Source organism: Pseudomonas sp. MPC6 (genome assembly GCF_006094435.1).
Lineage (GTDB): Bacteria > Pseudomonadota > Gammaproteobacteria > Pseudomonadales > Pseudomonadaceae > Aquipseudomonas.
Window position 1 is genome coordinate 5629630 of the sequence record NZ_CP034783.1, and the last position, 23846, is coordinate 5653475.

Consider the following 23846-nt stretch of genomic DNA (forward strand, 5'->3'; position numbering starts at 1 on the left):
TTACCTCTTGCGTAATACGTAAACTCGCCACATGGCGTAGAGCGGTAAAAAATCCAGTCGTTGCTGGATACGAAAACCCACCTGCTCGAATTCCTTTTCAACTGTAGCAGCCGGTAACACAAAACGATTTTGGTAACTGACCTGCCCACGGGTGCCTTCAAGCCGCTTGCGTTTCCACGCTTTGAAGTTGCCGTCCACCCACACTGAAAGAATCACGCTGTCACGGGTGACGCGCTCGAATTCACGCAAAATGGCCAGTCGATGCTCGGCTTCACCAATGTGGTGGAGTAATCGCATGCAAAAAATGCTGTCGACGGCGTTATTGGGCAACGCGATGTCGAAAGCAGAAGTGTGCAAGGGTTGTACCCGTTTCACCACATCGGCAGGTTGCGCCTGCAAGGCAAGCTTGATCATCGATTCGGAGTTGTCGGCTCCGATGATGGCCCGATTGGCTTTTTCCGCCAGCAATGGCCAGAAACGCCCCGCGCCACAGGGTAAATCGAGGACCAGCCCCGGTTGCCCAACCAGTTTGAGCGCCCGTCGCGCCATTTGCTCATCACGCGAATGCGACAGGCGGCGAGCGAGGCCGGCCTGGTGCTTGCGCAAGTAGTGTTGAGCGTGTTGATCGTCGTACTTTTCGGAAAAATCCAGTGTGATCGGGCCGTCTTCCATCATCAGGTCTCCAGAACATCTGATGAACCCACGATAGGCAGCGCCGTGTCCGCGTCAGGTCATACCCTTGTGAAAAATTCGTCATGTAAAACGTCGAATTATTTCGAGGTTTTACAGGGGGACAGAGATAGCTCTGGGCCATCAGTGAAATACTTGATCAGGATGCGCCCAGGCTCAACTCCACCTGAAAGCGGCAGCCGTTGGGTTCCATGTTCGTCAGACTGACGCTCCAACCCTGGTTTTCGCAAATCCGCTGCACCAACGACAGACCCAGCCCCAGGCCCTCACCGCGTTTCTCGCTGCCCCGCACGAATGGCTCGAACATCGCTTCGCGCTTTTCTTCGGGAATGCCGACGCCACTGTCCTCGACCATGAAACCGGTGGTCGTCAGGGTCAAGCGGATGAACCCTTGATCCGTGTAATGCAGGGCGTTACGCAGCAGGTTGCCCATGACGGCGTGCAGAAGGGTGGCGTTGTAGCGCATGGTTGTCGGCTCCCCCGCTTCGAAAATCAGGCTCAGCCCCTTGGCCTCGATCGGCTCGCGCCACAGATGGAGCAGCCCGTCAGCCACCTGACTCAGAGTTTGTTGCGGCGCCATGCTGGCGTCGTCACGTTGCGCACGGGCCAGCATCAGGAAGGTTTGCACCAGCTCTCGCATCTCTTCGCAGGCTCGGGCGATTCGCTCGACCTGGGCACGACTGCGTTGATCGAGACCGGGATTTTCCAGCAACAACTCACAGGAGCTGGCCAGCACCATCAACGGCGTGCGCAATTCGTGGCTGACGTCACTGGTAAACAAGCGCTCGCGGGACAATGCCTGGCGCAAGCGGCCCAAGGTGGCGTCGAAGGCGACGGCCAGCTCCCCGACTTCATCGGCGGCGTAATCCGGTGCCAACGGTGGCGCCAGCCCCAACAATTGGTCGCGGTGACGGACCTGACGGGCCAGCCGCACCACCGGCGCCATGACCTTGCGGGCCAGTACCCAGCCGAGAAACACCGCCAGCGCCAGGCTCAGCACGAAACCGACCAGGACCACGGCAAACAGCACCCGCTCGCGCTCTTCGAAATCGCTCTGGTCCTGCAACAGCACGTAACGCCGGCCGTCGACGACTTCGACCATCGCGTGGTACGACAGTTGCTCGCGAAACACTTCGTGAAAACCAGGGTTCAGGTGGCGCAGATCCTTGGGCAATTCGAAGTCGCCCGGGCCGCCACTGAAATAGAACAGTTGGTCCGGCTCCGGGCGATGGCTCCAGTCCGACACACTGTCCATCAGCAGCAGGCGTTGCAGATCGCCGCCCAGACCTGCCGAAATGAGTTTCTCTTCCACCAGGTGCACGGTCGCCACAATGCCCATGGCGAAGGCCCCTGCCACCAATGCGCTCATCAGCGCAAAGGCGATGATGATCCGTTGCGCAAGGCTTTGTCTAAACTCCATCACGGCCCTCGGCCAAGCGATAGCCGACACCGTGCACGGTTTGCAGCAAGGGCTTGGCGAACGGCTTGTCGATCACCTGGCGCAATTGGTGGACATGGCTGCGCAGGCTGTCGCTGTCCGGGCAGTCGTCGCCCCACAACGCTTCTTCGAGAATTTCCCGGCGCAACACGTGAGGGCTTTTCTGCATCAGCACGGCCAGCAACTTCAGGCCTACCGGATTGAGTTTCAGCAGCCGCCCTTCGCGGGTGACTTCCAGGGTGTCGAGGTCGTAGCTCAGATCGCCAACCTGCAGGGTGCGGCGACCGCCACCCTGAACCCGACGCATGACTGCTTCGATGCGCGCCGCCAGTTCAGACAGGGCAAAGGGTTTGATCAGGTAATCGTCGGCACCGGACTTGAAGCCTTGCAGGCGGTCGTCCAGTTGATCGCGAGCGGTGAGCATGATCACCGGGGTGTCGCGGCGGGCGTCTTCGCGCAGGCGCTTGCACAGGGTGTAGCCATCGATGCCGGGCAACATGATGTCGAGCACGATCAGGTCGTAATGCTCGGTGGCCGCCAGGTGCAGACCTGACAATCCGTCCTGCGCGCAATCCACGGTATAACCCTTGAGCCCCAGGTAATCGGCCAGATTGGCCAGGATATCGCGGTTGTCTTCAACCAATAGAATTCTCATGGGAACCTCATGCGTACACAGTAACGGCCGTCTTGGCCCGCGCAGCTTAAGGCCAAGCGGGGCTCAGGGCCAGAACTGCGTGCAGTTGCAGATCCTGGCCACGTCCCGGTTAAAGTGCTTAACGACTTTTTCACTGGCGGTTCACAGGCTGACGACAGGAAGATGCCCAGACTCCGCGCGGCTGCGCTTTTCAGAACATTTCACTGACCAAGGAATTGCCATGGTGTCGACCATTGCCCACCCCGCCTCGCGCCCGCTCAATTTCCGGGTGTGCCTGGGTGTCCCTGCCATCGCGGCGATCATTCTGTTACTGCTGGAACTGACGTCCCTGGACATGGACCTGGCCCGGCTGTTCTATGACCCGGTCGCAGGTGATTTCACAGGGCGCCACAGTTACTTCCTCGAAGACATCCTGCACGACCGCGCCAAGCAAGCGGTCATTGCCTTCTCGGTGTTGGCCATCGTCGGTTTTGTCGGCTCTTTTTTCATCGACAGGCTCAAGCCGATCAAACGGGAACTGGGCTGCCTGGTGCTGTCCCTGGCGCTGGCCACCTCCTTTGTCACGCCAGTCAAGGCGCTGACCGCGGTGCAATGCCCGTGGAGCCTTGAACAGTTCGGCGGTCATGAAACCTACAGCGAGCTGCTCAGCCCACGGCCGCCAACCGACAAACCCGGCCGTTGCTGGCCTGGCGGGCATGCCGCGACCGGGTTCACGCTGTTTGCGTTGTTCTTTGTGCTGCGTGACCGTCGTCCGCGCCTGGCGCGCACGGCGTTTGTCTTCGCTTTCGCATTGGGCTCGGTGTTTTCCATCGGCCGGATGATGCAGGGGGCGCATTTCTTTTCGCACAACGTGTGGACGGCGATTTTTTGCTGGCTGATTTGTCTGGGGTCGTATTACTACATCTTGTATCGCCCGGCGGTGAAGGTTGATCGGGTTACCAAGACAGAACCGGTCAGCGCCTGAAACAAAGATCAACATTGTGCGACCGGTGTGACTGTCAAAATCCGGGCCATAAAAAACCCCGCCTGCTTTCGCAGACGGGGCTTTTTTACAGGGGTAAGGCTGGCTTACATCATGCCGCCCATGCCGCCCATACCGCCCATGTCTGGCATGCCGCCGCCAGCTGGAGCGTCGTCCTTGATCTCGGCGATCATGGCTTCGGTGGTGATCATCAGGCTGGCAATCGACGAAGCCGCCTGCAGAGCCGAACGAGTCACTTTAGCCGGGTCCAGGATACCCATTTCGATCATGTCGCCGTATTCGCCGGTCGCAGCGTTGTAACCGTAGTTACCCGAACCCTGCTTGACCTTGTCGACGACTACGCTTGGCTCGTCGCCGGAGTTGGCAACGATCTGGCGCAGTGGCGCTTCAACAGCGCGACGCAGCAACTGGATGCCAACGTTCTGGTCATCGTTGTCGCCTTTGAGCTCGGAGATAGCCTGCAGAGCGCGAACCAGTGCCACGCCGCCGCCAGGTACCACGCCTTCTTCAACGGCTGCACGGGTAGCGTGCAGGGCGTCTTCAACGCGGGCTTTCTTCTCTTTCATTTCTACTTCGGAACCAGCGCCAACCTTGATCACTGCAACGCCGCCGGACAGCTTGGCCAGGCGCTCTTGCAGTTTTTCACGGTCGTAGTCGGACGAAGTATCAGCCACTTGCTGACGGATCTGCAGAACGCGAGCCTGGATGTCAGCCTCAACGCCGGCACCGTCGATCACGGTGGTGTTTTCTTTGGACAGGATCACGCGCTTGGCATTACCCAGGTGTTCCAGGGTAGTGCTTTCCAGGCTCAGGCCGATCTCTTCGGAGATAACGGTACCGCCAGTCAGAACAGCGATGTCCTGCAGCATGGCCTTGCGACGGTCGCCGAAGCCTGGAGCCTTGACGGCTGCGACTTTAACGATGCCACGCATGTTGTTCACAACCAGAGTCGCCAGGGCTTCGCCTTCAACGTCTTCGGCTACGATCAGCAGCGGACGGCCGGCTTTGGCAACGGCTTCCAGTACTGGCAGCATTTCGCGGATGTTCGAGATCTTTTTGTCGACCAGCAGGATCAGCGGACCGTCGAGCTCGGCGGTCATGGTTTCTGGCTTGTTGACGAAGTACGGGGACAGGTAGCCACGGTCGAACTGCATGCCTTCAACAACCGACAGTTCGTTTTCCAGGCCCGAGCCTTCTTCAACGGTGATCACGCCTTCTTTACCGACTTTTTCCATGGCTTCGGCAATGATGTCGCCGATGGAGTTGTCGGAGTTGGCCGAGATGGTGCCGACCTGAGCGATGGCCTTGGTGTCAGCGCAAGGCTTGGACAGGGCTTTGAGCTCTTTGACAATGGCGATGGTCGCTTTGTCGATACCGCGCTTCAGGTCCATCGGGTTCATGCCGGCAGCGACGGCTTTCAGGCCTTCGTTGACGATCGATTGAGCCAGAACGGTAGCGGTGGTGGTGCCGTCGCCTGCGTCATCGTTGGCACGGGAGGCAACGTCTTTGACCAGCTGCGCGCCCATGTTTTCGAAGCGATCTTTCAGCTCGATTTCTTTTGCAACGGACACGCCGTCCTTGGTGATGGTCGGAGCGCCGAAGCTCTTCTCGATGATCACGTTACGGCCTTTAGGGCCCAGGGTCGCTTTTACTGCGTCAGCCAGGACGTTGACACCGGCGAGCATTTTCTTGCGGGCGGAATCGCCGAATTTAACTTCTTTAGCAGCCATGATCGATATTCCTTAAATACTTTGTAGTAGCGGGAAAATGAGCGGGGATTCAGCCTTCGATAACAGCGAGGATTTCGCTCTCGCCGATGACCAGCAGGTCTTCGCCGTCGACTTTCACGGTGTTGCTGCCGGAGTAAGGGCCGAACACAACCTTGTCACCCACTTTCACGGCCAGCGCGCGCACTTCACCGTTTTCCAGTGCTTTGCCCGGGCCTACAGCGAGGACTTCGCCCTGGTTTGGCTTTTCAGCAGCCGAACCTGGCAGGACGATACCGCCAGCGGTTTTCTTTTCTTCTTCGCTGCGACGGACGACGACGCGGTCATGCAGAGGACGAAGCTTCATTGTCGATCTCTCCTAATTGAGGTTTTCATCGGCCGGTGTAGTCCCGGCGGGTTTAACAAATCCGGCGAAGCCGGGTGCGGTTCGGCAAGCGAACCGCGGAAGTCTGTCTGGCGTAATTGCCAGAAACCTTGCGGTGACAGTTACATAAGGGCGGACAAGCCTATTACAAGGGCGGGGGTCAAAAATTTTTCAGGTTGCCGCACCAAAATGAACACGGCACCCGAAGGTGCCGTGTGCTGAAACGATTACTTGGGATCGCGGTGTTCGAACTCGCCTTCGATCACGTCCGGTTCGCGCCCCAGGGGCTGACGCGGAGCCGGGCCGCCACGGGGTTGCAGGTCATCGGCGAAAGCACGCTGGCGTATCGCCTGTTCCTCGGCACGCTGGCGCATTTTATTGGCCAGCAGCCGGCGGGAGATCGGCAGCAGCATGATCAGGCCCAGCACGTCAGTGACGAAGCCCGGCAGGATCAACAGACCGCCGGCCAGGGCCAGCATCAGGCCTTCGAGCATGGTCTGGGCCGGCAGCTCGCCGCGGTTCAGGCTTTCACGGGCACGCAGTGCAGTAGCCAGACCGGCGATACGCAGCACGAACACGCCGAACATCGAGCCGAGAATGACCAGCAGCAGGGCCGGGAAAAACCCGATCGCCCCGCTCACCTTAACGAATACGAACAGCTCCAACACCGGAAACAGTACAAAGAGCAATAAAAAAGGGCGCATCAAATGGTTCCTCAACGCAAGAATGCCTTGCCAGTCTCCCCTAGATGACGTCGCCGTTGCATGAATTCAAGCGTCGGCCACTGTATTTTTCGGCCAATGCTCGGCGTGAGCCAGAAAAACCAAGGCTTCCCGCACTTGTGTCGGCGTATTACATGGCGCCTGGAACGGCAGCCAGTAAAGGCCCTGGCCAATGCGCAGGTGCATGCCCTCGGTGTCGATACCCGCCAGTTGCGCCGGTTCGCTCTTCGGCAAGCCGGCCAGTTCGACGTAGTGGGCGATGGCTTTGGCGTGATCGGCATTCATGTGCTCGACCATGCTCGCCTCGGCCTTGCCGGCGAACGGGTTGGCCAGGGTCAACTGGTCGACCCAGTGAATGGCGCCGAAACCGCCGATGTAACGGTGACGCACAGGCTTGAGTACCCAGAAATCGAAATCGTGGGCCTTGTGGTAGCTCTGCGAATCCGGGAAATAGCGGTAGTAACGCTCAGCCGCTGCTTCGATGGCGACCTCGTCCTCAAGCTTTTCCGCTTCGGCAAGGTAGGTCAGGCGACCAACGGCTTGCACGTCTTCGGCCCCGCGCTCGCCGACGAACAGTGAGCATTTGGGGTCCTTTTGCAGATTGTGGGTGTGCTGGGCGATGCGGCTGATAAGGATCAGCGGCCAACCCTGTCCGTCCAGACAGTACGGAACCACCGAGCCAAACGGGAAACCGGGCATCGCCTTGGAATGCGTCGAGAGCACTCCACGGTATTCCTTGAGAAGCAATTCTCGTGCATTCTTGGCCGCTTCAACGCTCAATTTATGACTCCTTATATAGAATCCGTCAAAAAAACGGACGGGCATCTGGGATAAGTTCCAGCACGCCAGCGGGCAGTTCTCATGTGCAACCAGGCCACATCAGGTGCAGATCGAGAGGCTATCCAGGAGGAAAACCACTCTGACCTGCTATTGGGGCATGCGAATGCAACTCACTGACAAAGTAATCATTATCACGGGCGGTTGCCAGGGTTTAGGTCGCTCCATGGCCGAGTATTTCGCCGGCCTTGGCGCGAAGCTGGCGCTGGTGGACCTGAACCGGGAAAAACTCGACGACGCCGTCGCCGCGTGCCAGGTCAAGGGCGTCGAAGCCCGCGCCTACTTGTGCAACGTCGCCGACGAAGAGCAAGTGACGCACATGGTCGCCCAAGTGGCCGACGATTTTGGTGCGATCCATGGCCTGGTCAACAACGCCGGGATCCTGCGCGACGCTCTGCTGGTCAAGGTCAAGGATGGCGCGATGACCAAAATGAGCCTGGCCCAATGGCAGGCGGTCATCGACGTCAACCTGACCGGCGTGTTCCTGTGCACCCGGGAAGTCGCGGCGAAAATGATCGAGCTGCAGACGGGCGGCACGATCATCAATATTTCGTCGATCTCCCGCGCCGGTAACGTCGGCCAGACCAACTACTCCGCCGCCAAGGCCGGGGTGGCTGCAGCCACCGTGACCTGGGCGAAGGAACTGGCACGCTACGGCATTCGTGTGGCGGGCATTGCACCGGGCTTTATCGAAACCGAAATGACCCTGGGGATGAAACCGGAAGCGCTGGAGAAGATGACGTCCGGGATCCCGCTCAAGCGCATGGGCACGCCGGAGGAGATTGCTCATTCGGCGGCGTATATCTTCGAGAACGACTATTACACCGGGCGGATACTGGAGTTGGATGGCGGGATGCGCATTTAAGACCACCGCAAAATAAATGTGGGAGCGGGCTTGCTCGCGAAAGCGGTGTATCAGTCAACATTAATACTGAATGACACACCGCTTTCGCGAGCAAGCCCGCTCCCACAATTGGACCGCGTTTCTTCAGCGAATCAATCGTCGCTGATGGTGATATTCGGCATTGCCGGCGTCACCGCTTCCTGCAACACAATCCGCGCGCCGACATGACGAGCCAGTTCCTGGTACACCAGCGCAATCGGGCTGTCCGGCTCGGCGATCACTGTCGGCTTGCCGCCATCGGCCTGTTCGCGGATAGCCATTGCCAACGGCAACGAGGCTAACAGTTCGACGCCGTACTGGTTGGCCAGCTTCACCCCTCCGCCCTCACCGAACAGATGCTCGGCATGCCCGCAGTTGGAGCAGATGTGCACGGCCATGTTTTCCACCACGCCCAGCACCGGGATGTTGACCTTGCGGAACATCTCCACACCCTTGCGCGCGTCCAGCAGTGCCAGGTCCTGCGGCGTGGTCACGATCACCGCACCGGCCACCGGGACTTTCTGCGCCAGGGTCAACTGGATGTCGCCGGTGCCAGGGGGCATGTCGATGACCAGGTAATCCAGGTCGCCCCAGGCCGTTTGAGTGACCAGTTGCAACAACGCCCCGGAAACCATCGGCCCGCGCCAGACCATCGGCGTGTTGTCGTCGGTCAGGAACGCCATGGACATCACTTCGACGCCATGGGACTCGATCGGCACGAACCATTTCTGATCCTTGACCTTCGGTCGGGTACCTTCGGGGATACCAAACATGATGCCCTGGCTCGGACCGTAGATGTCCGCGTCGAGAATCCCGACCTTGGCGCCTTCGCGGGCCAGTGCCAGGGCCAGGTTGGCGGCGGTGGTGGATTTGCCCACACCGCCCTTGCCGGACGCCACGGCCACCACGTTCTTGACGTTGGCCAGGCCGGGAATCTGTGCCTGAGCCTTGTGCGCGGCGATCACACTGGTGATCTCGACACGGGCGCTGGTCACGCCGTCGAGCTGTTCGATGGCCATTTGCAGCATTTGCGCCCAGCCACTCTTGAACAGGCCGGCGGCGTAACCCAGCTCCAGCTGGACGCTGACACGATCGCCCTGGAGGTCGATGCTGCGCACGCACCCGGCGCTGACCGGGTCCTGGTTCAGGTAGGGGTCGGTGTATTGGCGAAGGACGGCTTCCACCGCTGCGCGATTGACGGCGCTCATGGGCAACTCCGATAGCAAGACTGGAAAATCAGGCGGGTATCGTACCTGTTCTGATGGTCTGGCGGGATGCCCAAAAAGATCGCGATTTTTGTGGGGGCCCGGCTTGTCGGCGGAGGCGTACTCGGGAATGCCTTCGCCGGCAAGCCTGGCTCCTACAAGATGAAACAGGCTCACGGGGTGAAAAATATGCGCCAGCGCTTTATAGTGGCCGACCTCCGTTTCATCAAGTAGCCGAGCCCCATGTCCGAGCCACGCAAGATCCTCGTCACCAGCGCCCTGCCCTATGCCAATGGTTCGATCCATCTTGGCCACATGCTGGAATACATCCAGACCGATATGTGGGTGCGCTTCCAGAAGCACCGCGGCAATCAATGCATTTATGTCTGCGCCGACGACGCCCACGGTTCGGCCATCATGCTGCGCGCGGAGAAGGAAGGCATCACTCCGGAACAACTGATCGCCAACGTCCAGGCTGAACACAGCGCCGACTTTGCCGAGTTCCTGGTGGACTTCGACAATTTCCACTCCACTCACGCCGAAGAAAACCGTGAGCTGTCGAGCCAGGTCTACCTGAAGCTGCGCGACGCCGGGCACATCGCCACGCGTTCGATCACGCAATACTTCGACCCGGAAAAGAAAATGTTCCTGGCCGACCGCTTCATCAAGGGCACCTGCCCGAAATGCGGCACCGAAGACCAGTATGGCGACAATTGCGAAAAATGCGGTGCGACCTACGCACCGACCGACCTGAAGGATCCGAAGTCGGCGATCTCCGGCGCCACCCCGGTGCTCAAGGATTCCCAGCACTTCTTCTTCAAGCTGCCGGACTTCCAGGAAATGCTGCAGGCCTGGACCCGCAGCGGCACCCTGCAAGAAGCCGTGGCCAACAAGATCGCCGAATGGCTCGATGCCGGCCTGCAACAATGGGACATCTCCCGTGATGCGCCGTACTTCGGTTTCGAGATCCCCGACGAGCCGGGCAAGTACTTCTATGTCTGGCTGGATGCGCCGATCGGCTACATGGCCAGCTTCAAGAACCTGTGCGACCGCAAGCCGGAACTGGACTTCGATGCGTTCTGGAACAAAGACTCCACCGCCGAGCTGTATCACTTCATCGGCAAGGACATCGTCAATTTCCACGCGCTGTTCTGGCCCGCCATGCTCGAAGGCGCCGGGTTCCGTAAACCGACCGGCATCAACGTGCACGGCTACCTGACCGTCAACGGTCAGAAAATGTCCAAGTCCCGCGGCACCTTCATCAAGGCCCGGACCTACCTGGATCACCTGTCGCCGGAATACCTGCGTTACTACTACGCGGCCAAGCTCGGCCGTGGCGTCGACGACCTGGACCTGAACCTCGAAGACTTCGTGCAGAAGGTCAACTCCGACCTGGTCGGTAAAGTCGTCAACATCGCCAGCCGTTGCGCCGGCTTCATCCACAAAGGCAACGCGGGTGTGCTGGTGGCCGGTAACGCCGCGCCGGAACTGACTGAAGCCTTCCTCGCCGCTGCGCCGAGCATTGCCGAAGCCTACGAGGCTCGCGACTTCGCCCGCGCCATGCGCGAGATCATGGGCCTGGCCGACCGCGCCAACGCCTGGATCGCCGACAAGGCGCCGTGGTCGCTGAACAAACAGGAAGGCAAGCAGGAAGAAGTCCAGGCCATCTGTGCCCTGGGCATCAACCTGTTCCGCCAACTGGTGATCTTCCTCAAGCCGGTATTGCCGCTGCTGGCCGCCGACGCCGAGGCGTTCCTCAACGTCGCGCCGCTGACCTGGAACGACCACGCGACCTTGCTCAGCAACCATCAGTTGAACGAGTTCAAGCCGTTGATGACCCGTATCGACCCGGTGAAAGTGCAAGCCATGACCGATGCGTCGAAAGAAGACCTGACCGCCAGCCAGACCGACACCGGCAATGCCGCGCCTGCCGGCAACGGCGAGCTGGCCAAGGATCCGCTGTCGCCGGAGATCGAGTTCGACGCGTTTGCCGCGGTCGACTTGCGCGTCGCGCTGATCGTCAAGGCCGAACACGTGGAAGGTGCCGACAAGCTGCTGCGCCTGACATTGGACATCGGTGACGAGCAACGCAACGTGTTCTCCGGGATCAAGAGCGCTTACCCGGATCCGTCCAAGCTCGATGGTCGCCTGACCATGATGATCGCCAACCTCAAGCCGCGCAAAATGAAGTTCGGCATCTCCGAAGGCATGGTGATGGCCGCCGGTCCCGGCGGTGAAGAAATCTACCTGCTCAGCCCTGACAGCGGCGCCAAGCCAGGTCAGCGCATCAAGTAACACCCTGCGGCAAATCGATCCCACAGTCGTGCCTGGCGCGCCTGTGGGATTTTCATGTCTGGCCCACCCTCCGTCCTTGCCGGATAATGCCTAACCTTGTTAGACAGCTCCATTGGAAAGCCCCCGTTCTTGCCGGCACGATCATGACCGAGATACTGCTTACGCTTATCAGCGCCGCCCTGATCAACAACCTCGTGTTGCACTGGCCGCTGGGCGTCGATCCGCTGCTGGGCAGCGAGCGCCGCCAGGTGCATGCGCTGGGCATTGCGACGACGTGCCTGATGCTGATTGTCGGCCTGTCGAGCTACGCGCTTTATCACTGGCTGCTGGTGCCTTTGGGGCTGACGCCGCTGCGCCTGTTCGTATTTCTGCCACTGAGCGTGCTGTTGATCGCGCCCTTGTTGAAGCTGCTTGCACGGCTGTTTGAGAAGCTCTCGTTCGAAGGCCTCTGGCCGCTGCTGCTGGGTAACGCCGGAGTACTCGGCCTGGCGCTGATCAATGTGCAAAATGACAAGGGATTCTTTCACGCCACAGCCCTGAGCCTCGGCGCCGGGCTGGGTTTCTGGCTGGTGCTGAGTCTGTTCAGCGACCTGCGCCAGCGCACACTCGATAACGATATCCCCCTGCCCTTTCGCGGCCTGCCGATCGATCTGATCGGCGCCGGACTGATCGCAGTGGCTTTTCTCGGATTCAGCGGGCTGATCAAAACATGAGTCTGATTCAACGCATCGACGCCCTCTTGCCGCAGACCCAATGCGGCAAGTGCGGCCACCCCGGATGCAAGCCCTACGCCGAAGGCATCGCCAGCGGCGAGTCGATCAACAAGTGCCCGCCGGGCGGCAGCGAAACCATCGCGGCCCTGGCAGACCTGCTGAAGGTGCCGGTGCTGGAGCTGGACACCAGTCGCGGTGCGGCTCCCGCGCAAATCGCTTACATCCGCGAGGCCGAGTGCATCGGTTGCACCAAATGCATCCAGGCGTGCCCGGTGGACGCCATCGTCGGTGCAGCCAAACTGATGCACACGGTCATCGTCGACGAATGCACCGGTTGCGACCTCTGTGTAGCGCCCTGCCCGGTGGATTGCATCGAGATGCGACCGTTGCCGCTGGCCACGGTAGTGCCGGTGGTCGGCGGCCTGGCGTTCAGTCTTGAACAGCAACAGGCTCGCGCCGCCAAACGCAATCACGCGCGGCGCCGGTTTGAACAGCGCAACGCCCGCTTGCGTCGTGAAGAACAACAGAAACTCGCCGAGCGCCAAGCCCGGGCGCAACGCGCCGTGCCGCAGCACAGTGACGTGGCGCTCGATCCGGTGCAGGCAGCCCTGGAACGCGTGCGCGCGCAAAAGGCCGCCAATGCCGATGCCGCACTGAAAAAGGCCAAGATCGATCTGGCGATGAGCCGCGCGCAACTGAATAAATCGCTCAAGGCTTTCGGGCATCCGCCGACGTTCGATCAGCAATCGCAACTGATCGTGCTGCAACAGCAGTTCGAGGCCGCCGAGCAAGCCCTGGCCAGACTGGAGAGCACTGCTGCACCTGCCCCGGCGCCTGTGGCCCCGGTGAAGAATGCGCAGCTGAATCGGGCGAAGATCCAATTGGCCATGCGCCGCGCCGAACTCAAGAAAGCTCAAGCCAGTGAAGCACCGGCCGAACACATTGCAGCGCTGGAGCGCGCGGTGACTGAAGCCGAGCAGCAGGTGGATGCCCATGCCACTGCCTGAACCGGCCGACGAACGCCTTCAGCAGGCCATGACGCAGGTTTTGCTGGCCACGGTGCCGGGAATGCTGGTGTTGTTCTGGTGGAATGGCTGGGGCGTGTTGATCAACCTGCTGCTGGCGGGAGTGACCGCATTGGCGGTTGAAGCGCTGGTATTGCGGCTGCGCAAGCGCCCCATCAAACCGACCTTGAGCGACTGCAGCGCGCTGGTCAGTGCGACGCTGCTGGCACTGGCCTTGCCGCCTTATTGCCCGTGGTGGCTGACGGTCAGTGCGGTGGCTTTTGCGCTGGTGTTTGGCAAGCACCTGTATGGTGGCGTCGGCAAGAACCCGTTCAACCCGGCGATGCTCGGTTTTGCCCTTGTGCTGGTGGCCTTTCCCCAGCAGATGACCCATTGGCCATCGTCCCATGGCATGGACCTGCTCGGTGGCTTGCGGCAGGTGTTCGGTTTCAGTCCCGGCCAGGCACCGGATGCCTGGGCCCAGGCCACCGCACTGGACAGCCTGCGGATCAACAACAGCCTGACCATGGACGAACTGTTCGCCGATAACCCGGCATTCGGCCGGTTCGGCGGGCGTGGCGTGGAATGGGTCAACCTGGCCTTTTTGGCGGGCGGCGCGTTTCTGCTGCAACGGCGGGTGTTCAGCTGGCACGCGCCGGTCGGCATGCTGGCCAGCCTGTTCGTGATCAGTCTGCTGTGCTGGAACGGCACCGGCTCCGATTCCCATGGCTCACCGCTGTTTCATCTGCTCACTGGCGCGAGCATGCTGGGGGCATTCTTTATTGTCACCGAACCGGTATCCGGCGCCAAAAGCCCCGGAGCCCGTCTGCTGTTTGGCGCGGGCGTGGGGCTGCTGACGTATGTGCTGCGCACCTGGGGCGGCTATCCGGACGGCGTAGCCTTTGCCGTACTGCTGATGAACCTGTGCGTACCGGCGCTGGAGCGGATTGCCGCGGCCAGGCAGGAGCGGGTTGAACCATGAGCCGAGCGTCGAGTGGCGTGATCCTGGTGTTGCTGGCGGGCCTGGGAACAGGCGCGACCTACCTCGTGCAGCTCACTAGCGCGCCGCGCATTGCGGCTGAACAGCGTCTGATCGACAGTCGCCACCTGCTCGACGTGCTGCCCCCTGACAGTTATGACAATCAGCCGCTGGAACAGCCCCTCAGCCTTGCAAGAACAGGCTTGCCAGAAAGCATGCTGCTGGGTGGCTACCGCGCGACCAAGGCCGGCCAACCCAGCGCCGTATTGCTGCGCAGCCAGACCCTGGGCTATGCAGGCTCAATCGAACTGCTGATCGCCATCGGTGCCAATGGCCGGTTGCTGGGCGTCAAAACCCTCAATCAATCGGAAACGCCGGGGCTGGGTGGCAGGATTGCCGACTGGCCCAACGCCTGGCTTCAGGTCTTTGCGGGTAAATCGCAAGCCGAACCTGGCGATGCGGGCTGGGCGCTGAAAAAAGATCAGGGGACATTCGATCAGATCGCTGGCGCGACCATCACTTCAAGAGCGGTGATCAACGCCATTCATGACGCGTTGCGCTACTTTGATCAACACTCGCAACAGCTGCTCGGGAGCAGTGCCCATGAATAACTCATCGCCCCTGCAACACTCGCTGATGCTGGCCCCCCTGATCGGCGCGACGGACTCACTGATGAAGGCGCTGGGCTTGTGGCTGATGTTCATCATGGTAAGCAGTGCCTTTGGCCTGTGCATGGGCGCCTTGCGCGCTCGACTGATTCCGGCGACCCACGTGCTGGCTGGCGTCTTGCTGGCGGCCACGCTGACCAGTTGCGCTGAACTCGGGGCGCAGGCCTGGTCGCTTCAATGGCATCAACAGATGGGCTGGTATGCAGGATTGATCGCCTTGCAATGCGTCGTCATGGACCAGACCGGTTTTTTCCAGCGCACAGGGCGTGATCGCCTGCGCCTGTGCGGCCTGTTCGGTGCGTTACTGATGGGTATGGGTTTTCTGCGAGAGCTGTTGGGCAGCGGCACACTGGGCGGCCACCTGCCGTGGCTGGCTGGCGCCGCGCAACCGGACTGGCAAGGCTGGGTCCTGACCGCCGACGGTGGGGTACGCCTGGCTATCCTGGCGCCCGGTGGATTCATTCTGCTCGGGCTGCTGCTCGCCGCCTGGCAGGCCTGGGCGCACCCGACACCTTCACACTGACTGTCTTCGAGGAAAATCACTGTTCATGAATGCTGCAAAACGTCTGGAAATTTTCCGCAGGTTTCACGAAGACAACCCGGAACCGAAAACCGAACTGGCCTACTCGTCGCCGTTCGAACTGCTGATCGCCGTGATTCTTTCGGCACAGTCGACCGATGTCGGCGTCAACAAGGCCACCGCCAAACTCTATCCGGTGGCCAATACGCCTGCCGCGATTCATGCCTTGGGCGTCGAGGGATTGTCGGAGTACATCAAGACGATCGGACTGTTCAACAGCAAAGCGAAAAATGTGATCGAGACCTGTCGCTTGCTCGTGGAGCGTCATGGCGGCGAAGTGCCGCAAACCCGTGAAGCGCTGGAAGCGCTACCCGGTGTCGGTCGCAAAACGGCCAACGTGGTGCTCAATACGGCATTCCGTCAGCTGACCATGGCCGTGGACACCCATATTTTCCGGGTCAGCAACCGTACCGGGATTGCTCCGGGCAAGAATGTGGTCGAGGTCGAGACGAAACTGATGAAGTTCGTGCCCAGGCAATACCTGCTCGATTCTCATCACTGGCTGATTCTCCACGGTCGCTACGTCTGCCTGGCTCGCAAGCCCCGCTGTGGCAGTTGCCGGATTGAAGACCTGTGCGAATACAAGCACAAGACCTCCGACGATTGAGGCGCTATTAGTTTTTTCGATTTATCGATTGAAAAAATCTTTTTTACCCGCCGCACGAATGTCGATATAAGGAGCGCCAAAGGCAGTCTTAGCCTGGAGTTGACCCTATGAGTACTGGCAAAGAGCAATTGGACGTAGAAGACGACTTCACCCCCGTTGAGGCTGATGACGCCGAGCCAGTGGTTGAAGTGGCAAAGACCAACCTCAGTAAACGCCGCACCATTGACAATCTGCTGGAGGAGCGCCGACTGCAAAAGCAATTGGCCGATTACGATTTTGATCTATGACACCTTGAAAGCCTCCCGAAACGGAGGCTTTTTACCCAGTGCCGCCCCTCTGATAATCGCCTGACGCCTATCGTGTACGTTGCCGCCGTCACACCAGACCATTGCGTTGCGCCAATTCGATCAGATCGACCAGGGAACGCGCATTGAGCTTCAATAACAAGCGCGTCTTGTAAGTGCTGACGGTTTTATTGCTAAGGAACATGCCGTCGGCAATCTCCTTGTTGGTCCTTCCGCGGGCCAATTGCTGCAACACCATCATTTCCCGCCCCGACAGACGATCCACCATATCGGACTCACTGGCATTGCCCATACTGGAACGCACCGTGTGCAGGGCTTGATTCGGAAAATAACTGTAGCCTGACAATACAGCCTTTATCGCGCTGAGCAATTCAGTGAGATCCTGTTGCTTGCAGACATATCCGGCAGCCCCCGACTGCATGCAACGCATGGAGAAATGTCCCGGGGCCTGGGACGTCAATATCAATACTTTTATCGGCATGGCTGCCGATGCCAGACGCGCAATGACTTCCAACCCATCGAGTTTCGGAATGCCAATATCCAGAATGACAATATCGGGCATAAGTTCGCGGGCAAGCTGTAACGCATCCACGCCATTATCTGTTTCTGCAATGACTTCGTAGCCATGACGCTCCATCAGCATACGTACCGCTAGACGAATGACGGGGTGATCATCCACGATCAGCACTTTATTCATGGGCAAGTCCAATTTTGCTGTTCGAATTTTTAGAGCCCGCACAATAGCCTAGTCGTTTCACCCGTGGCATGCCGCCCCCCCCAGCCATCCACAGCAAAAGACATTCCCTACACACAACACAGATTATTCCTACAAAAATTCCTTGAATATTCTGCATCAGAAAACTGGTCAGGCGCTCGACTTGCAATTCTTCATCGTTTTTTTGTATCGATTTGCAACCATAAAATCAACAAAAAGACTCGGACACCGAAAATCCGCCTTGCAACGACGTTTGAACTACCCTGAAAAGTAACCGATATTTTCCGGCCCAGGACGCACATTAATAATGTTGCCCATTCCGTGCCCTCTCATTCATACAGCCAAACAACCACTAGACGCTAATACAATGAAACAGATATACCCGAAACACTAACAAGCAGTTACCATCCCAAGCAGCAGACCAAAACCTCTCCCACAAACCCAAGAGAAAAGACCAACTTCAATGAGAATAAAACATGGAACATATAAAACAGAAGATCACCAACCCCCTGACACTCATCGCGATATTCGCAACGCTGTCGGAAACTTCAGCAGCTGTCTCCCTGCCCTTCCTTGATGATGAAGACCGGGATATCTACGTCTGGTTCTTGATCAGCTTTCCTTTTTATCTGCTGTTTCTTTTCTTTGCCACACTCAACTTCAACTATCGGTCGCTTTACGCGCCTTCCGATTTTGAAAACGGCGAGCACTTCATAAAAGCCATGAGCAAGACGGAGCATCCGGGAAAGCGTGAGTCCAGGACGACCCATAAAAACCCGGCCCGAAGGCAATCGACGATTGATCGCGGCTCCACGCCCCCCCCCGATTACGCACAGGACCCACGTGGGACGGATCTACAGGCCGCGCCGGAGCATTACGTCCGCCTGCCGGAGCGCCTCAAAGACCTGTACATCGTCGATATTCGCGGGATGAGCCAACACATCGAGATGGGCGCCTCGCTGGAAAATATTCGACAAGAACAGGGGAAAGCTGCACATGCCATCGTGTTCATCACCTGCAATGAATCACAGAGGCTGCTGAAAGAGCGCCCATTCAAACCTGCAGGAAACACAAAGAAACACAGTGGTGCTGCGCTCTATCTTGCTTACAATTTGAATTCAAATGGCGTGACGGTCATTGAACAAACGCATCCATTGACACAAGACAGTCAATAGCGATTGAAGACCGGTAGAGGCAGACAGGACAGTCATCAGTACGCGGCAGCGCAATGTCAGGCAGAACACCCCCCTTCAGATCATTGGCCTTGTCAACGACAAGGCCAATGATTCAATGACGCAGGTTGCACTGCGCTATCTGAGGTCTCAGAACAGCTTGCGGCCTTTGTTCGCCGCAATACGCATGCGCAAGGCGTTGAGCTTGATGAAGCCCGCCGCATCGGCCTGGTTGTAAGCGCCGCCATCTTCCTCGAAGGTCGCGATGTTGGCGTCGAACAGCGATTCGTCGGACTTGCGGCCGGTGACGATCACGTTGCCCTTGTACAGCTTCAGGCGCACAACGCCGTTCACATGGGCCTGGGAGGCATCGATCATCTGTTGCAGCATCAGACGCTCAGGGCTCCACCAGTAACCGGTATAGATCAGGCTGGCGTATTTCGGCATCAGCTCATCCTTGAGGTGAGCCACTTCGCGGTCCAGGGTGATCGATTCGATCGCACGGTGGGCGCGCAGCATGATGGTGCCGCCAGGGGTTTCGTAGCAGCCACGGGACTTCATGCCGACGTAGCGGTTCTCGACGATGTCGAGACGGCCGATACCGTGTTCGCCACCGATGCGGTTCAGGGTCGCCAGCACGGTAGCCGGAGTCATTTCGACGCCGTCCAGCGCGACGATATCGCCGTTGCGGTAGGTCAGTTCCAGGTACTGCGCCTTGTCGGGAGCCTTCTCCGGGGAGACGGTCCATTTCCACATGTCTTCTTCGTGCTCGGTCCAGGTGTCTTCCAGCACGCCGCCCTCATAGGAGATGTGCAGCAGGTTGGCATCCATCGAGTACGGGGATTTTTTCTTGCCGTGACGCTCGATCGGGATGTTGTGCTTTTCAGCGTAATCCATCAGCTTTTCACGGGACAGCAGGTCCCATTCGCGCCACGGAGCGATGACCTTCACGCCTGGCTTCAGGGCGTAGGCGCCCAGTTCGAAACGCACCTGGTCGTTACCCTTGCCGGTCGCGCCATGGGAAATGGCGTCAGCGCCGGTTTCGTTGGCGATTTCGATCAGGCGCTTGGCGATCAACGGACGAGCGATGGAAGTACCCAACAGGTACTCGCCTTCGTAAACGGTGTTGGCGCGGAACATCGGGAACACGAAATCACGCACGAACTCTTCGCGCAGATCATCGATGTAGATTTCTTTTACGCCCATGGCCTGAGCCTTGGCGCGGGCCGGCTCGACCTCTTCGCCCTGACCCAGGTCAGCGGTGAAGGTCACGACTTCACAGTTATAAGTATCCTGCAGCCACTTGAGGATCACCGAAGTGTCCAGGCCGCCGGAATACGCCAGAACGACCTTGTTTACGTCCGCCATGCCATCACTCCACGGGGTTTACGGAAAGCCGTCAAGTCTACCGGTCATGCAGAATAATTTACAGAGGCGCGACAGCTTATGACGACAAAGCGACAGATTATGTCAAGCGAGCGACGATCGCCGCGCGTTCAGGACGTCGATGCCGCGCTCGCCGTCGCCGTGGCGCGGGGGGACGGTTTTTCGGTCGGCGCCACCCGCGCGAGCTGGACAATGACCCGACGGTTCTTCGCCCGGTTGGCGGCCGTGGTGTTGGGCGCCAATGGATAACGTTCGCCGTGGAAGCGCAGGGTGATCTGCGACGCTTGAACACCATTGGCCTTGAAGAACTCCATGACCGCCAGGGCCCGGCGCCGCGACAGGTCCCGGTTGGTCAAGCGGTTGCCGCTGTTGTCGGAGTGACCATCGAGCTCGATGTGATTGACCGTCGGGTCGGCCTGCATGAACGCCAGCATCATTTGCAATTGTGCCCTGGCCTGCGCGTCGAGCTCGATGCCCTCGCCGGGGAAGCCGATCCGGGATTGTCTGATCTGCTCGAAATTCTTCGGCAGCAGCTTCGCCACACAGCCCTGGTATTCGTTGAAGGCCTTGTTGAACTTGACCGGCAACAGACGCACTTCCGATACCCGGCCATCGCCCGAATAATGCCGCACCACCGGACTGCGGCCGTCCATCAAGCCACTGATCAAGCGCCCGGCCTGTACGTGCGAACTGTTGAACAGCACATTGCCGCTACCGATTTGCACGGCACCGAGGTTGATGTCGCCACGCCCCGGCTGCCATGGCGCAGCGGCCGCCAGCAAGGTCGCCGAACCGCCGCCGATCATCGCGTTATCAGAGTTGAGCCGAAACGTCGCCTGCTCACCGGCGCGGCGCACGAACTCACCCGAGCCAAAATCGGTGATCGGCTGAGTCAGGCGGCATTCGAACTTGTCACCTTCGACCGTCCACTCGCTGCTCTCCAGGCGAGTCTGGAATGTGAGCGCCATCGCAGGAAGGCTGGCGAACACACTGAGCAAGACTAAATAACGCTGGCGCACGGGAGGCTCCACTGGCTTCTACAACAAAAAGACCGACACACAAATGTTCACGGCAGACCTGTTGGATATCGGAAGCTTCCCGCAAAACTTGATAGCGAGTGCCTGGAAGAGTCTTTTCCGGTAGCATTCCCCAGAGTTTGACCCGCCTGGAATCCCCTCATGTCCGACCGCCTGACCCTGCTGCGTCCCGACGACTGGCACATTCATCTTCGCGATGGTGCCGTGTTGACCAATACCGTTGCGGATGTCGCGCGCACCTTTGGTCGCGCCATCATCATGCCCAACCTGGTACCTCCGGTGCGCAACGCCGCTGAAGCCGACGGCTATCGCCAGCGGATTCTCGCTGCACGCCCGGCCGGCAGTCGTTTCGAACCGTTGATGGTGCTGTACCTGACCGACCGTACCCAGCCCGAAGAAATTCGCGAGGCCAAGGCCAGCGGTTTCATTCACGCCGCCAAACTGTATCCGGCCGGCGCGACCACCAATTCGGACTCTGGCGTCACCAGCATCGACAAGATTTTCCCTGCACTCGAGGCCATGGCCGAAGTCGGGATGCCCTTGCTGGTACACGGTGAAGTCACCCGTGGCGACGTCGACGTGTTCGATCGCGAAAAAATCTTCATCGACGAGCACATGCGTCGTGTGGTCGAGCGTTTCCCGACGCTCAAGGTGGTGTTCGAACACATCACCACCGCTGACGCCGTGCAGTTCGTCAATGAGGCCTCGGCCAACGTCGGCGCGACCATCACCGCCCATCACCTGCTGTACAACCGCAACCATATGTTGGTGGGCGGGATTCGGCCGCACTTCTACTGCCTGCCGATCCTCAAGCGCAACACGCACCAGGAAGCGCTGCTCGACGCCGCCACCAGCGGCAGCGACAAGTTCTTCCTCGGCACCGACTCGGCGCCCCATGCCCAGCACGCCAAGGAAGCCGCATGCGGCTGTGCCGGTTGCTACACCGCTTATGCCGCGATCGAGATGTACGCCGAAGCCTTCGAACAGCGTAACGCGCTGGACAAGCTCGAAGCGTTCGCCAGCCTCAACGGCCCGCGCTTCTACGGCCTGCCGGTGAACACCGATCGCATCACCCTGGTCCGCGAAGAGTGGACCGCCCCGACCAGCCTGCCATTTGGCGAGCTGACCGTTATCCCGCTGCGCGCCGGTGAAAAACTGCGCTGGCGCCTGCTGGAGGAACACGCGTGAGTGAAGACCATTTCGACGACGAACAGGACGGTCAAGGCGGCGGAGGTGGCTCGCGCCACCCGATGGCTGAGCGCTTCCGTGGATACCTGCCCGTTGTTGTCGACGTTGAAACCGGGGGTTTCAACTCTGCCACTGACGCCTTGCTGGAAATTGCCGCCACCACCATCGCCATGGATGAAAAAGGGTTTGTTTACCCCGATCACACCTACTTCTTTCGCGTCGAGCCGTTTGAAGGCGCGAACATCGAAGCCGCTGCGCTGGAATTCACCGGGATCAAACTCGATCACCCGCTGCGCATGGCCGTGAGTGAAGAAGCGGCGCTGACCGATATCTTCCGCGGTATCCGCAAGGCCCTGAAGGCCAACGGTTGCAAGCGGGCGATTCTGGTCGGGCACAACAGCAGCTTCGACCTGGGCTTCCTTAACGCAGCGGTTGCGCGCCTGGACATGAAGCGCAACCCGTTTCACCCGTTCTCCAGTTTCGATACCGCCACCCTCGCAGGCCTGGCTTACGGCCAAACCGTTCTGGCCAAGGCCTGCCAGGCCGCCGATATCGACTTCGACGGTCGCGAGGCTCATTCGGCTCGTTATGACACCGAGAAGACGGCCGAGCTGTTCTGCGGCATCGTCAATCGCTGGAAACAGATGGGCGGCTGGGAAGATTTCAACGACTGACCGCAACGCCTCCCCTGTAGGAGCTGGCTTGCCAGCGAAGGGTCCCTCCCATACACCGCAATTCATGGGTGAGGCGACAGACGCCTTCGCTGGCAAGCCAGCTCCTACAGGGGGTTGCGTTGGGCGGCAAATATCCCGCCCATAAAAAAACCGGCCTCCAGGGCCGGTTTTTTTATGCCTCGAACCTGCCTTACAGCGCAGCAGCGTTCTCGGTCAGGTAAGCCGCGACGCCTTCGGTCGAAGCGGTCATGCCTTTGTCGCCTTTTTTCCAGTTGGCAGGGCAGACTTCGCCGTGCTCTTCGTGGAATTGCAGAGCGTCGACCAGACGGATCAGCTCTTCAATGTTACGGCCCAGCGGCAGGTCGTTGATGATCTGCGAGCGGACAACGCCTTTGTCGTCGATCAGGAACGCGCCACGGAACGCCACGCCGCCTTCGGACTCAACGTCGTAGGCCTTGGCGATTTCGTGCTTCAGGTCGGCCGCCATGGTGTAACGGACTTCGCCGATGCCACCATTGTTGACCGGGGTGTTGCGCCAGGCGTTGTGGGTGAAGTGCGAGTCGATCGACACCGCGATCACTTCAACGTTGCGCGCCTTGAAATCGGACATGCGATTGTCCAGAGCGATCAGCTCTGACGGGCATACGAAGGTGAAGTCCAGTGGGTAGAAGAACACCAGGCCGTATTTGCCTTTGATGGCCGACGACAGGGTGAAGCTGTCTACGATTTCACCATTGCCGAGTACGGCCGGTACGGTGAAGTCAGGGGCTTGCTTGCCTACGAGTACGCTCATTGGATATCTCCTGGTGTAAAAACGTGAAGTTCCGGGTTTGTGCCAGCCTGCCACCTTCAGGCGACAGCCCTGTGACACGCACCCGCTTCATAAGGACCGGCCATCATACACTGCGTGTTTGAGCTGTCCTCAACGGTTTTTCGCAGACAGGTTAAAAAGGCTGGGTGGCGCTTGCTGGCACATTGCTTTGGAAAAAACCGTTCGTCGGCCGTGCCCGTTTATAACGC

At 59.4% G+C, this 23846-nt stretch carries 26 protein-coding genes; 14 read left to right on the forward strand and 12 right to left on the reverse strand.

Going from position 1 to position 23846, the window contains the following annotated elements; genetic code table 11:
* The 3 genes from ELQ88_RS28145 to colR all read right to left on the reverse strand — a co-directional run bounded on the left by ELQ88_RS28145 (position 1) and on the right by colR (position 2783).
* Entirely contained in the window at positions 1-672 is a 672-nt protein-coding gene (locus ELQ88_RS28145; protein ID WP_138968966.1) for a class I SAM-dependent methyltransferase, read from the reverse strand.
* A gap of 157 nt (positions 673-829) precedes the next feature.
* Positions 830-2110 (reverse strand): HAMP domain-containing sensor histidine kinase, encoded by a 1281-nt coding sequence (locus ELQ88_RS28150; protein WP_138968967.1) that lies wholly within the window; start codon positions 2108-2110, stop codon positions 830-832.
* A complete protein-coding gene (gene colR, locus ELQ88_RS28155; protein ID WP_138968968.1) occupies positions 2100-2783 on the reverse strand; it encodes a two-component system response regulator ColR in 684 nt (227 codons plus the stop codon). The genes ELQ88_RS28150 and colR overlap by 11 nt, the downstream gene beginning before the upstream one ends.
* 220 nt (positions 2784-3003) lie before the next feature.
* Between colR and ELQ88_RS28160 the strand changes: the two genes are divergently transcribed.
* Complete coding sequence (locus ELQ88_RS28160) at positions 3004-3747, forward strand: phosphatase PAP2 family protein (RefSeq protein WP_138968969.1); 744 nt, start codon at positions 3004-3006, stop codon at positions 3745-3747.
* Between the two features lie 104 nt (positions 3748-3851).
* Here the strand turns inward: ELQ88_RS28160 and groL are convergent, their stop codons facing one another.
* From groL to ELQ88_RS28180, 4 genes are all read right to left on the reverse strand, one after another.
* Positions 3852-5495, reverse strand: coding sequence for a chaperonin GroEL (gene groL / locus ELQ88_RS28165; RefSeq protein ID WP_027922861.1), 1644 nt, complete (start codon positions 5493-5495; stop codon positions 3852-3854).
* Positions 5496-5544: 49 nt separating this feature from the next.
* Entirely contained in the window at positions 5545-5838 is a 294-nt protein-coding gene (locus ELQ88_RS28170; RefSeq protein WP_008155545.1) for a co-chaperone GroES, read from the reverse strand.
* Positions 5839-6083: 245 nt separating this feature from the next.
* Positions 6084-6560 (reverse strand): FxsA family protein, encoded by a 477-nt coding sequence (locus ELQ88_RS28175; protein WP_128872612.1) that lies wholly within the window; start codon positions 6558-6560, stop codon positions 6084-6086.
* Between the two features lie 66 nt (positions 6561-6626).
* Complete coding sequence (locus tag ELQ88_RS28180; RefSeq protein WP_138968970.1) at positions 6627-7358, reverse strand: HugZ family protein; 732 nt, start codon at positions 7356-7358, stop codon at positions 6627-6629.
* 163 nt (positions 7359-7521) lie between these two features.
* Here ELQ88_RS28180 and ELQ88_RS28185 point away from each other — a divergent pair, with 163 nt between their 5' ends.
* The gene (locus ELQ88_RS28185) at positions 7522-8280 is read left to right on the forward strand and encodes an SDR family oxidoreductase (protein WP_138968971.1); all 759 of its coding nucleotides are present in this window, start codon (positions 7522-7524) and stop codon (positions 8278-8280) included.
* Positions 8281-8411: 131 nt separating this feature from the next.
* Here ELQ88_RS28185 and apbC read toward each other — a convergent pair whose 3' ends face one another.
* On the reverse strand, positions 8412-9506 hold the full coding sequence (apbC, locus tag ELQ88_RS28195) for an iron-sulfur cluster carrier protein ApbC (protein ID WP_128872615.1): 1095 nt from the start codon (positions 9504-9506) through the stop codon (positions 8412-8414).
* 66 nt (positions 9507-9572) lie between these two features.
* Here apbC and ELQ88_RS34220 point away from each other — a divergent pair, with 66 nt between their 5' ends.
* The 9 genes from ELQ88_RS34220 (at position 9573) to ELQ88_RS28235 (ending at position 16636) form a co-directional block, all read left to right on the forward strand.
* Positions 9573-9737, forward strand: a complete 165-nt coding sequence (locus ELQ88_RS34220) for a hypothetical protein (RefSeq protein WP_161599992.1) — start codon at positions 9573-9575, stop codon at positions 9735-9737.
* A gap of 9 nt (positions 9738-9746) precedes the next feature.
* Positions 9747-11798, forward strand: a complete 2052-nt coding sequence (gene metG / locus ELQ88_RS28200) for a methionine--tRNA ligase (protein ID WP_128872616.1) — start codon at positions 9747-9749, stop codon at positions 11796-11798.
* Between the two features lie 143 nt (positions 11799-11941).
* Positions 11942-12511, forward strand: a complete 570-nt coding sequence (locus ELQ88_RS28205) for an Rnf-Nqr domain containing protein (RefSeq protein WP_138968973.1) — start codon at positions 11942-11944, stop codon at positions 12509-12511.
* Positions 12508-13518 carry an electron transport complex subunit RsxB gene (rsxB, locus tag ELQ88_RS28210; protein WP_138968974.1) on the forward strand — a complete coding sequence of 337 codons (1011 nt, stop codon included), beginning with the start codon at positions 12508-12510 and terminating at the stop codon, positions 13516-13518. The genes ELQ88_RS28205 and rsxB overlap by 4 nt, the downstream gene beginning before the upstream one ends.
* Positions 13505-14497 carry an RnfABCDGE type electron transport complex subunit D gene (locus tag ELQ88_RS28215; protein WP_138968975.1) on the forward strand — a complete coding sequence of 331 codons (993 nt, stop codon included), beginning with the start codon at positions 13505-13507 and terminating at the stop codon, positions 14495-14497. Before rsxB ends, ELQ88_RS28215 begins: the two co-directional genes overlap by 14 nt.
* Positions 14494-15105 (forward strand): RnfABCDGE type electron transport complex subunit G, encoded by a 612-nt coding sequence (locus tag ELQ88_RS28220; RefSeq protein ID WP_128872620.1) that lies wholly within the window; start codon positions 14494-14496, stop codon positions 15103-15105. The genes ELQ88_RS28215 and ELQ88_RS28220 overlap by 4 nt, the downstream gene beginning before the upstream one ends.
* A complete protein-coding gene (locus ELQ88_RS28225; protein WP_128872621.1) occupies positions 15098-15685 on the forward strand; it encodes an Rnf-Nqr domain containing protein in 588 nt (195 codons plus the stop codon). The genes ELQ88_RS28220 and ELQ88_RS28225 overlap by 8 nt, the downstream gene beginning before the upstream one ends.
* A 25-nt stretch (positions 15686-15710) precedes the next feature.
* On the forward strand, positions 15711-16349 hold the full coding sequence (gene nth, locus ELQ88_RS28230; protein WP_128872622.1) for an endonuclease III: 639 nt from the start codon (positions 15711-15713) through the stop codon (positions 16347-16349).
* Positions 16350-16456: 107 nt separating this feature from the next.
* Positions 16457-16636 carry a hypothetical protein gene (locus ELQ88_RS28235; RefSeq protein WP_007898493.1) on the forward strand — a complete coding sequence of 60 codons (180 nt, stop codon included), beginning with the start codon at positions 16457-16459 and terminating at the stop codon, positions 16634-16636.
* 88 nt (positions 16637-16724) lie between these two features.
* On the opposite strand, the gene ELQ88_RS28240 is transcribed toward ELQ88_RS28235, so the two are convergent.
* Positions 16725-17351, reverse strand: coding sequence for a response regulator transcription factor (locus tag ELQ88_RS28240; RefSeq protein ID WP_128872623.1), 627 nt, complete (start codon positions 17349-17351; stop codon positions 16725-16727).
* A 494-nt stretch (positions 17352-17845) separates the two neighbouring features.
* Between ELQ88_RS28240 and ELQ88_RS28245 the strand changes: the two genes are divergently transcribed.
* Complete coding sequence (locus tag ELQ88_RS28245) at positions 17846-18544, forward strand: hypothetical protein (protein ID WP_128872624.1); 699 nt, start codon at positions 17846-17848, stop codon at positions 18542-18544.
* A 147-nt stretch (positions 18545-18691) separates the two neighbouring features.
* On the opposite strand, the gene ELQ88_RS28250 is transcribed toward ELQ88_RS28245, so the two are convergent.
* Both ELQ88_RS28250 and ELQ88_RS28255 read right to left on the reverse strand, forming a co-directional pair.
* A complete protein-coding gene (locus ELQ88_RS28250; protein ID WP_007898502.1) occupies positions 18692-19909 on the reverse strand; it encodes an argininosuccinate synthase in 1218 nt (405 codons plus the stop codon).
* Between the two features lie 128 nt (positions 19910-20037).
* On the reverse strand, positions 20038-20946 hold the full coding sequence (locus tag ELQ88_RS28255) for an OmpA family protein (RefSeq protein ID WP_128872625.1): 909 nt from the start codon (positions 20944-20946) through the stop codon (positions 20038-20040).
* Positions 20947-21105: 159 nt separating this feature from the next.
* Here ELQ88_RS28255 and pyrC point away from each other — a divergent pair, with 159 nt between their 5' ends.
* Positions 21106-22152, forward strand: a complete 1047-nt coding sequence (pyrC, locus tag ELQ88_RS28260) for a dihydroorotase (RefSeq protein ID WP_138968976.1) — start codon at positions 21106-21108, stop codon at positions 22150-22152.
* Positions 22149-22826 (forward strand): ribonuclease T, encoded by a 678-nt coding sequence (rnt, locus tag ELQ88_RS28265; RefSeq protein WP_064679478.1) that lies wholly within the window; start codon positions 22149-22151, stop codon positions 22824-22826. The genes pyrC and rnt overlap by 4 nt, the downstream gene beginning before the upstream one ends.
* Positions 22827-23016: 190 nt before the next feature.
* Here the strand turns inward: rnt and ELQ88_RS28275 are convergent, their stop codons facing one another.
* Positions 23017-23619, reverse strand: a complete 603-nt coding sequence (locus ELQ88_RS28275) for a peroxiredoxin (protein ID WP_064679479.1) — start codon at positions 23617-23619, stop codon at positions 23017-23019.
* Between the last annotated feature and the right edge of the window lie 227 nt (positions 23620-23846).

Bases quoted from the DNA above. Each gene is read 5' to 3' on its own strand.
- ELQ88_RS28145 (WP_138968966.1), bottom strand. From the start codon at position 672: ATGGAAGACGGCCCGATCACACTGGATTTTTCCGAAAAGTACGACGAT.
- ELQ88_RS28150 (WP_138968967.1), bottom strand. From the start codon at position 2,110: ATGGAGTTTAGACAAAGCCTTGCGCAACGGATCATCATCGCCTTTGCG.
- colR (WP_138968968.1), bottom strand. From the start codon at position 2,783: ATGAGAATTCTATTGGTTGAAGACAACCGCGATATCCTGGCCAATCTG.
- ELQ88_RS28160 (WP_138968969.1), top strand. From the start codon at position 3,004: ATGGTGTCGACCATTGCCCACCCCGCCTCGCGCCCGCTCAATTTCCGG.
- groL (WP_027922861.1), bottom strand. From the start codon at position 5,495: ATGGCTGCTAAAGAAGTTAAATTCGGCGATTCCGCCCGCAAGAAAATG.
- ELQ88_RS28170 (WP_008155545.1), bottom strand. From the start codon at position 5,838: ATGAAGCTTCGTCCTCTGCATGACCGCGTCGTCGTCCGTCGCAGCGAA.
- ELQ88_RS28175 (WP_128872612.1), bottom strand. From the start codon at position 6,560: ATGCGCCCTTTTTTATTGCTCTTTGTACTGTTTCCGGTGTTGGAGCTG.
- ELQ88_RS28185 (WP_138968971.1), top strand. From the start codon at position 7,522: ATGCAACTCACTGACAAAGTAATCATTATCACGGGCGGTTGCCAGGGT.
- apbC (WP_128872615.1), bottom strand. From the start codon at position 9,506: ATGAGCGCCGTCAATCGCGCAGCGGTGGAAGCCGTCCTTCGCCAATAC.
- ELQ88_RS34220 (WP_161599992.1), top strand. From the start codon at position 9,573: ATGCCCAAAAAGATCGCGATTTTTGTGGGGGCCCGGCTTGTCGGCGGA.
- metG (WP_128872616.1), top strand. From the start codon at position 9,747: ATGTCCGAGCCACGCAAGATCCTCGTCACCAGCGCCCTGCCCTATGCC.
- ELQ88_RS28205 (WP_138968973.1), top strand. From the start codon at position 11,942: ATGACCGAGATACTGCTTACGCTTATCAGCGCCGCCCTGATCAACAAC.
- rsxB (WP_138968974.1), top strand. From the start codon at position 12,508: ATGAGTCTGATTCAACGCATCGACGCCCTCTTGCCGCAGACCCAATGC.
- ELQ88_RS28215 (WP_138968975.1), top strand. From the start codon at position 13,505: ATGCCACTGCCTGAACCGGCCGACGAACGCCTTCAGCAGGCCATGACG.
- ELQ88_RS28220 (WP_128872620.1), top strand. From the start codon at position 14,494: ATGAGCCGAGCGTCGAGTGGCGTGATCCTGGTGTTGCTGGCGGGCCTG.
- ELQ88_RS28225 (WP_128872621.1), top strand. From the start codon at position 15,098: ATGAATAACTCATCGCCCCTGCAACACTCGCTGATGCTGGCCCCCCTG.
- nth (WP_128872622.1), top strand. From the start codon at position 15,711: ATGAATGCTGCAAAACGTCTGGAAATTTTCCGCAGGTTTCACGAAGAC.
- ELQ88_RS28235 (WP_007898493.1), top strand. From the start codon at position 16,457: ATGAGTACTGGCAAAGAGCAATTGGACGTAGAAGACGACTTCACCCCC.
- ELQ88_RS28240 (WP_128872623.1), bottom strand. From the start codon at position 17,351: ATGAATAAAGTGCTGATCGTGGATGATCACCCCGTCATTCGTCTAGCG.
- ELQ88_RS28245 (WP_128872624.1), top strand. From the start codon at position 17,846: ATGGAACATATAAAACAGAAGATCACCAACCCCCTGACACTCATCGCG.
- ELQ88_RS28250 (WP_007898502.1), bottom strand. From the start codon at position 19,909: ATGGCGGACGTAAACAAGGTCGTTCTGGCGTATTCCGGCGGCCTGGAC.
- pyrC (WP_138968976.1), top strand. From the start codon at position 21,106: ATGTCCGACCGCCTGACCCTGCTGCGTCCCGACGACTGGCACATTCAT.
- ELQ88_RS28275 (WP_064679479.1), bottom strand. From the start codon at position 23,619: ATGAGCGTACTCGTAGGCAAGCAAGCCCCTGACTTCACCGTACCGGCC.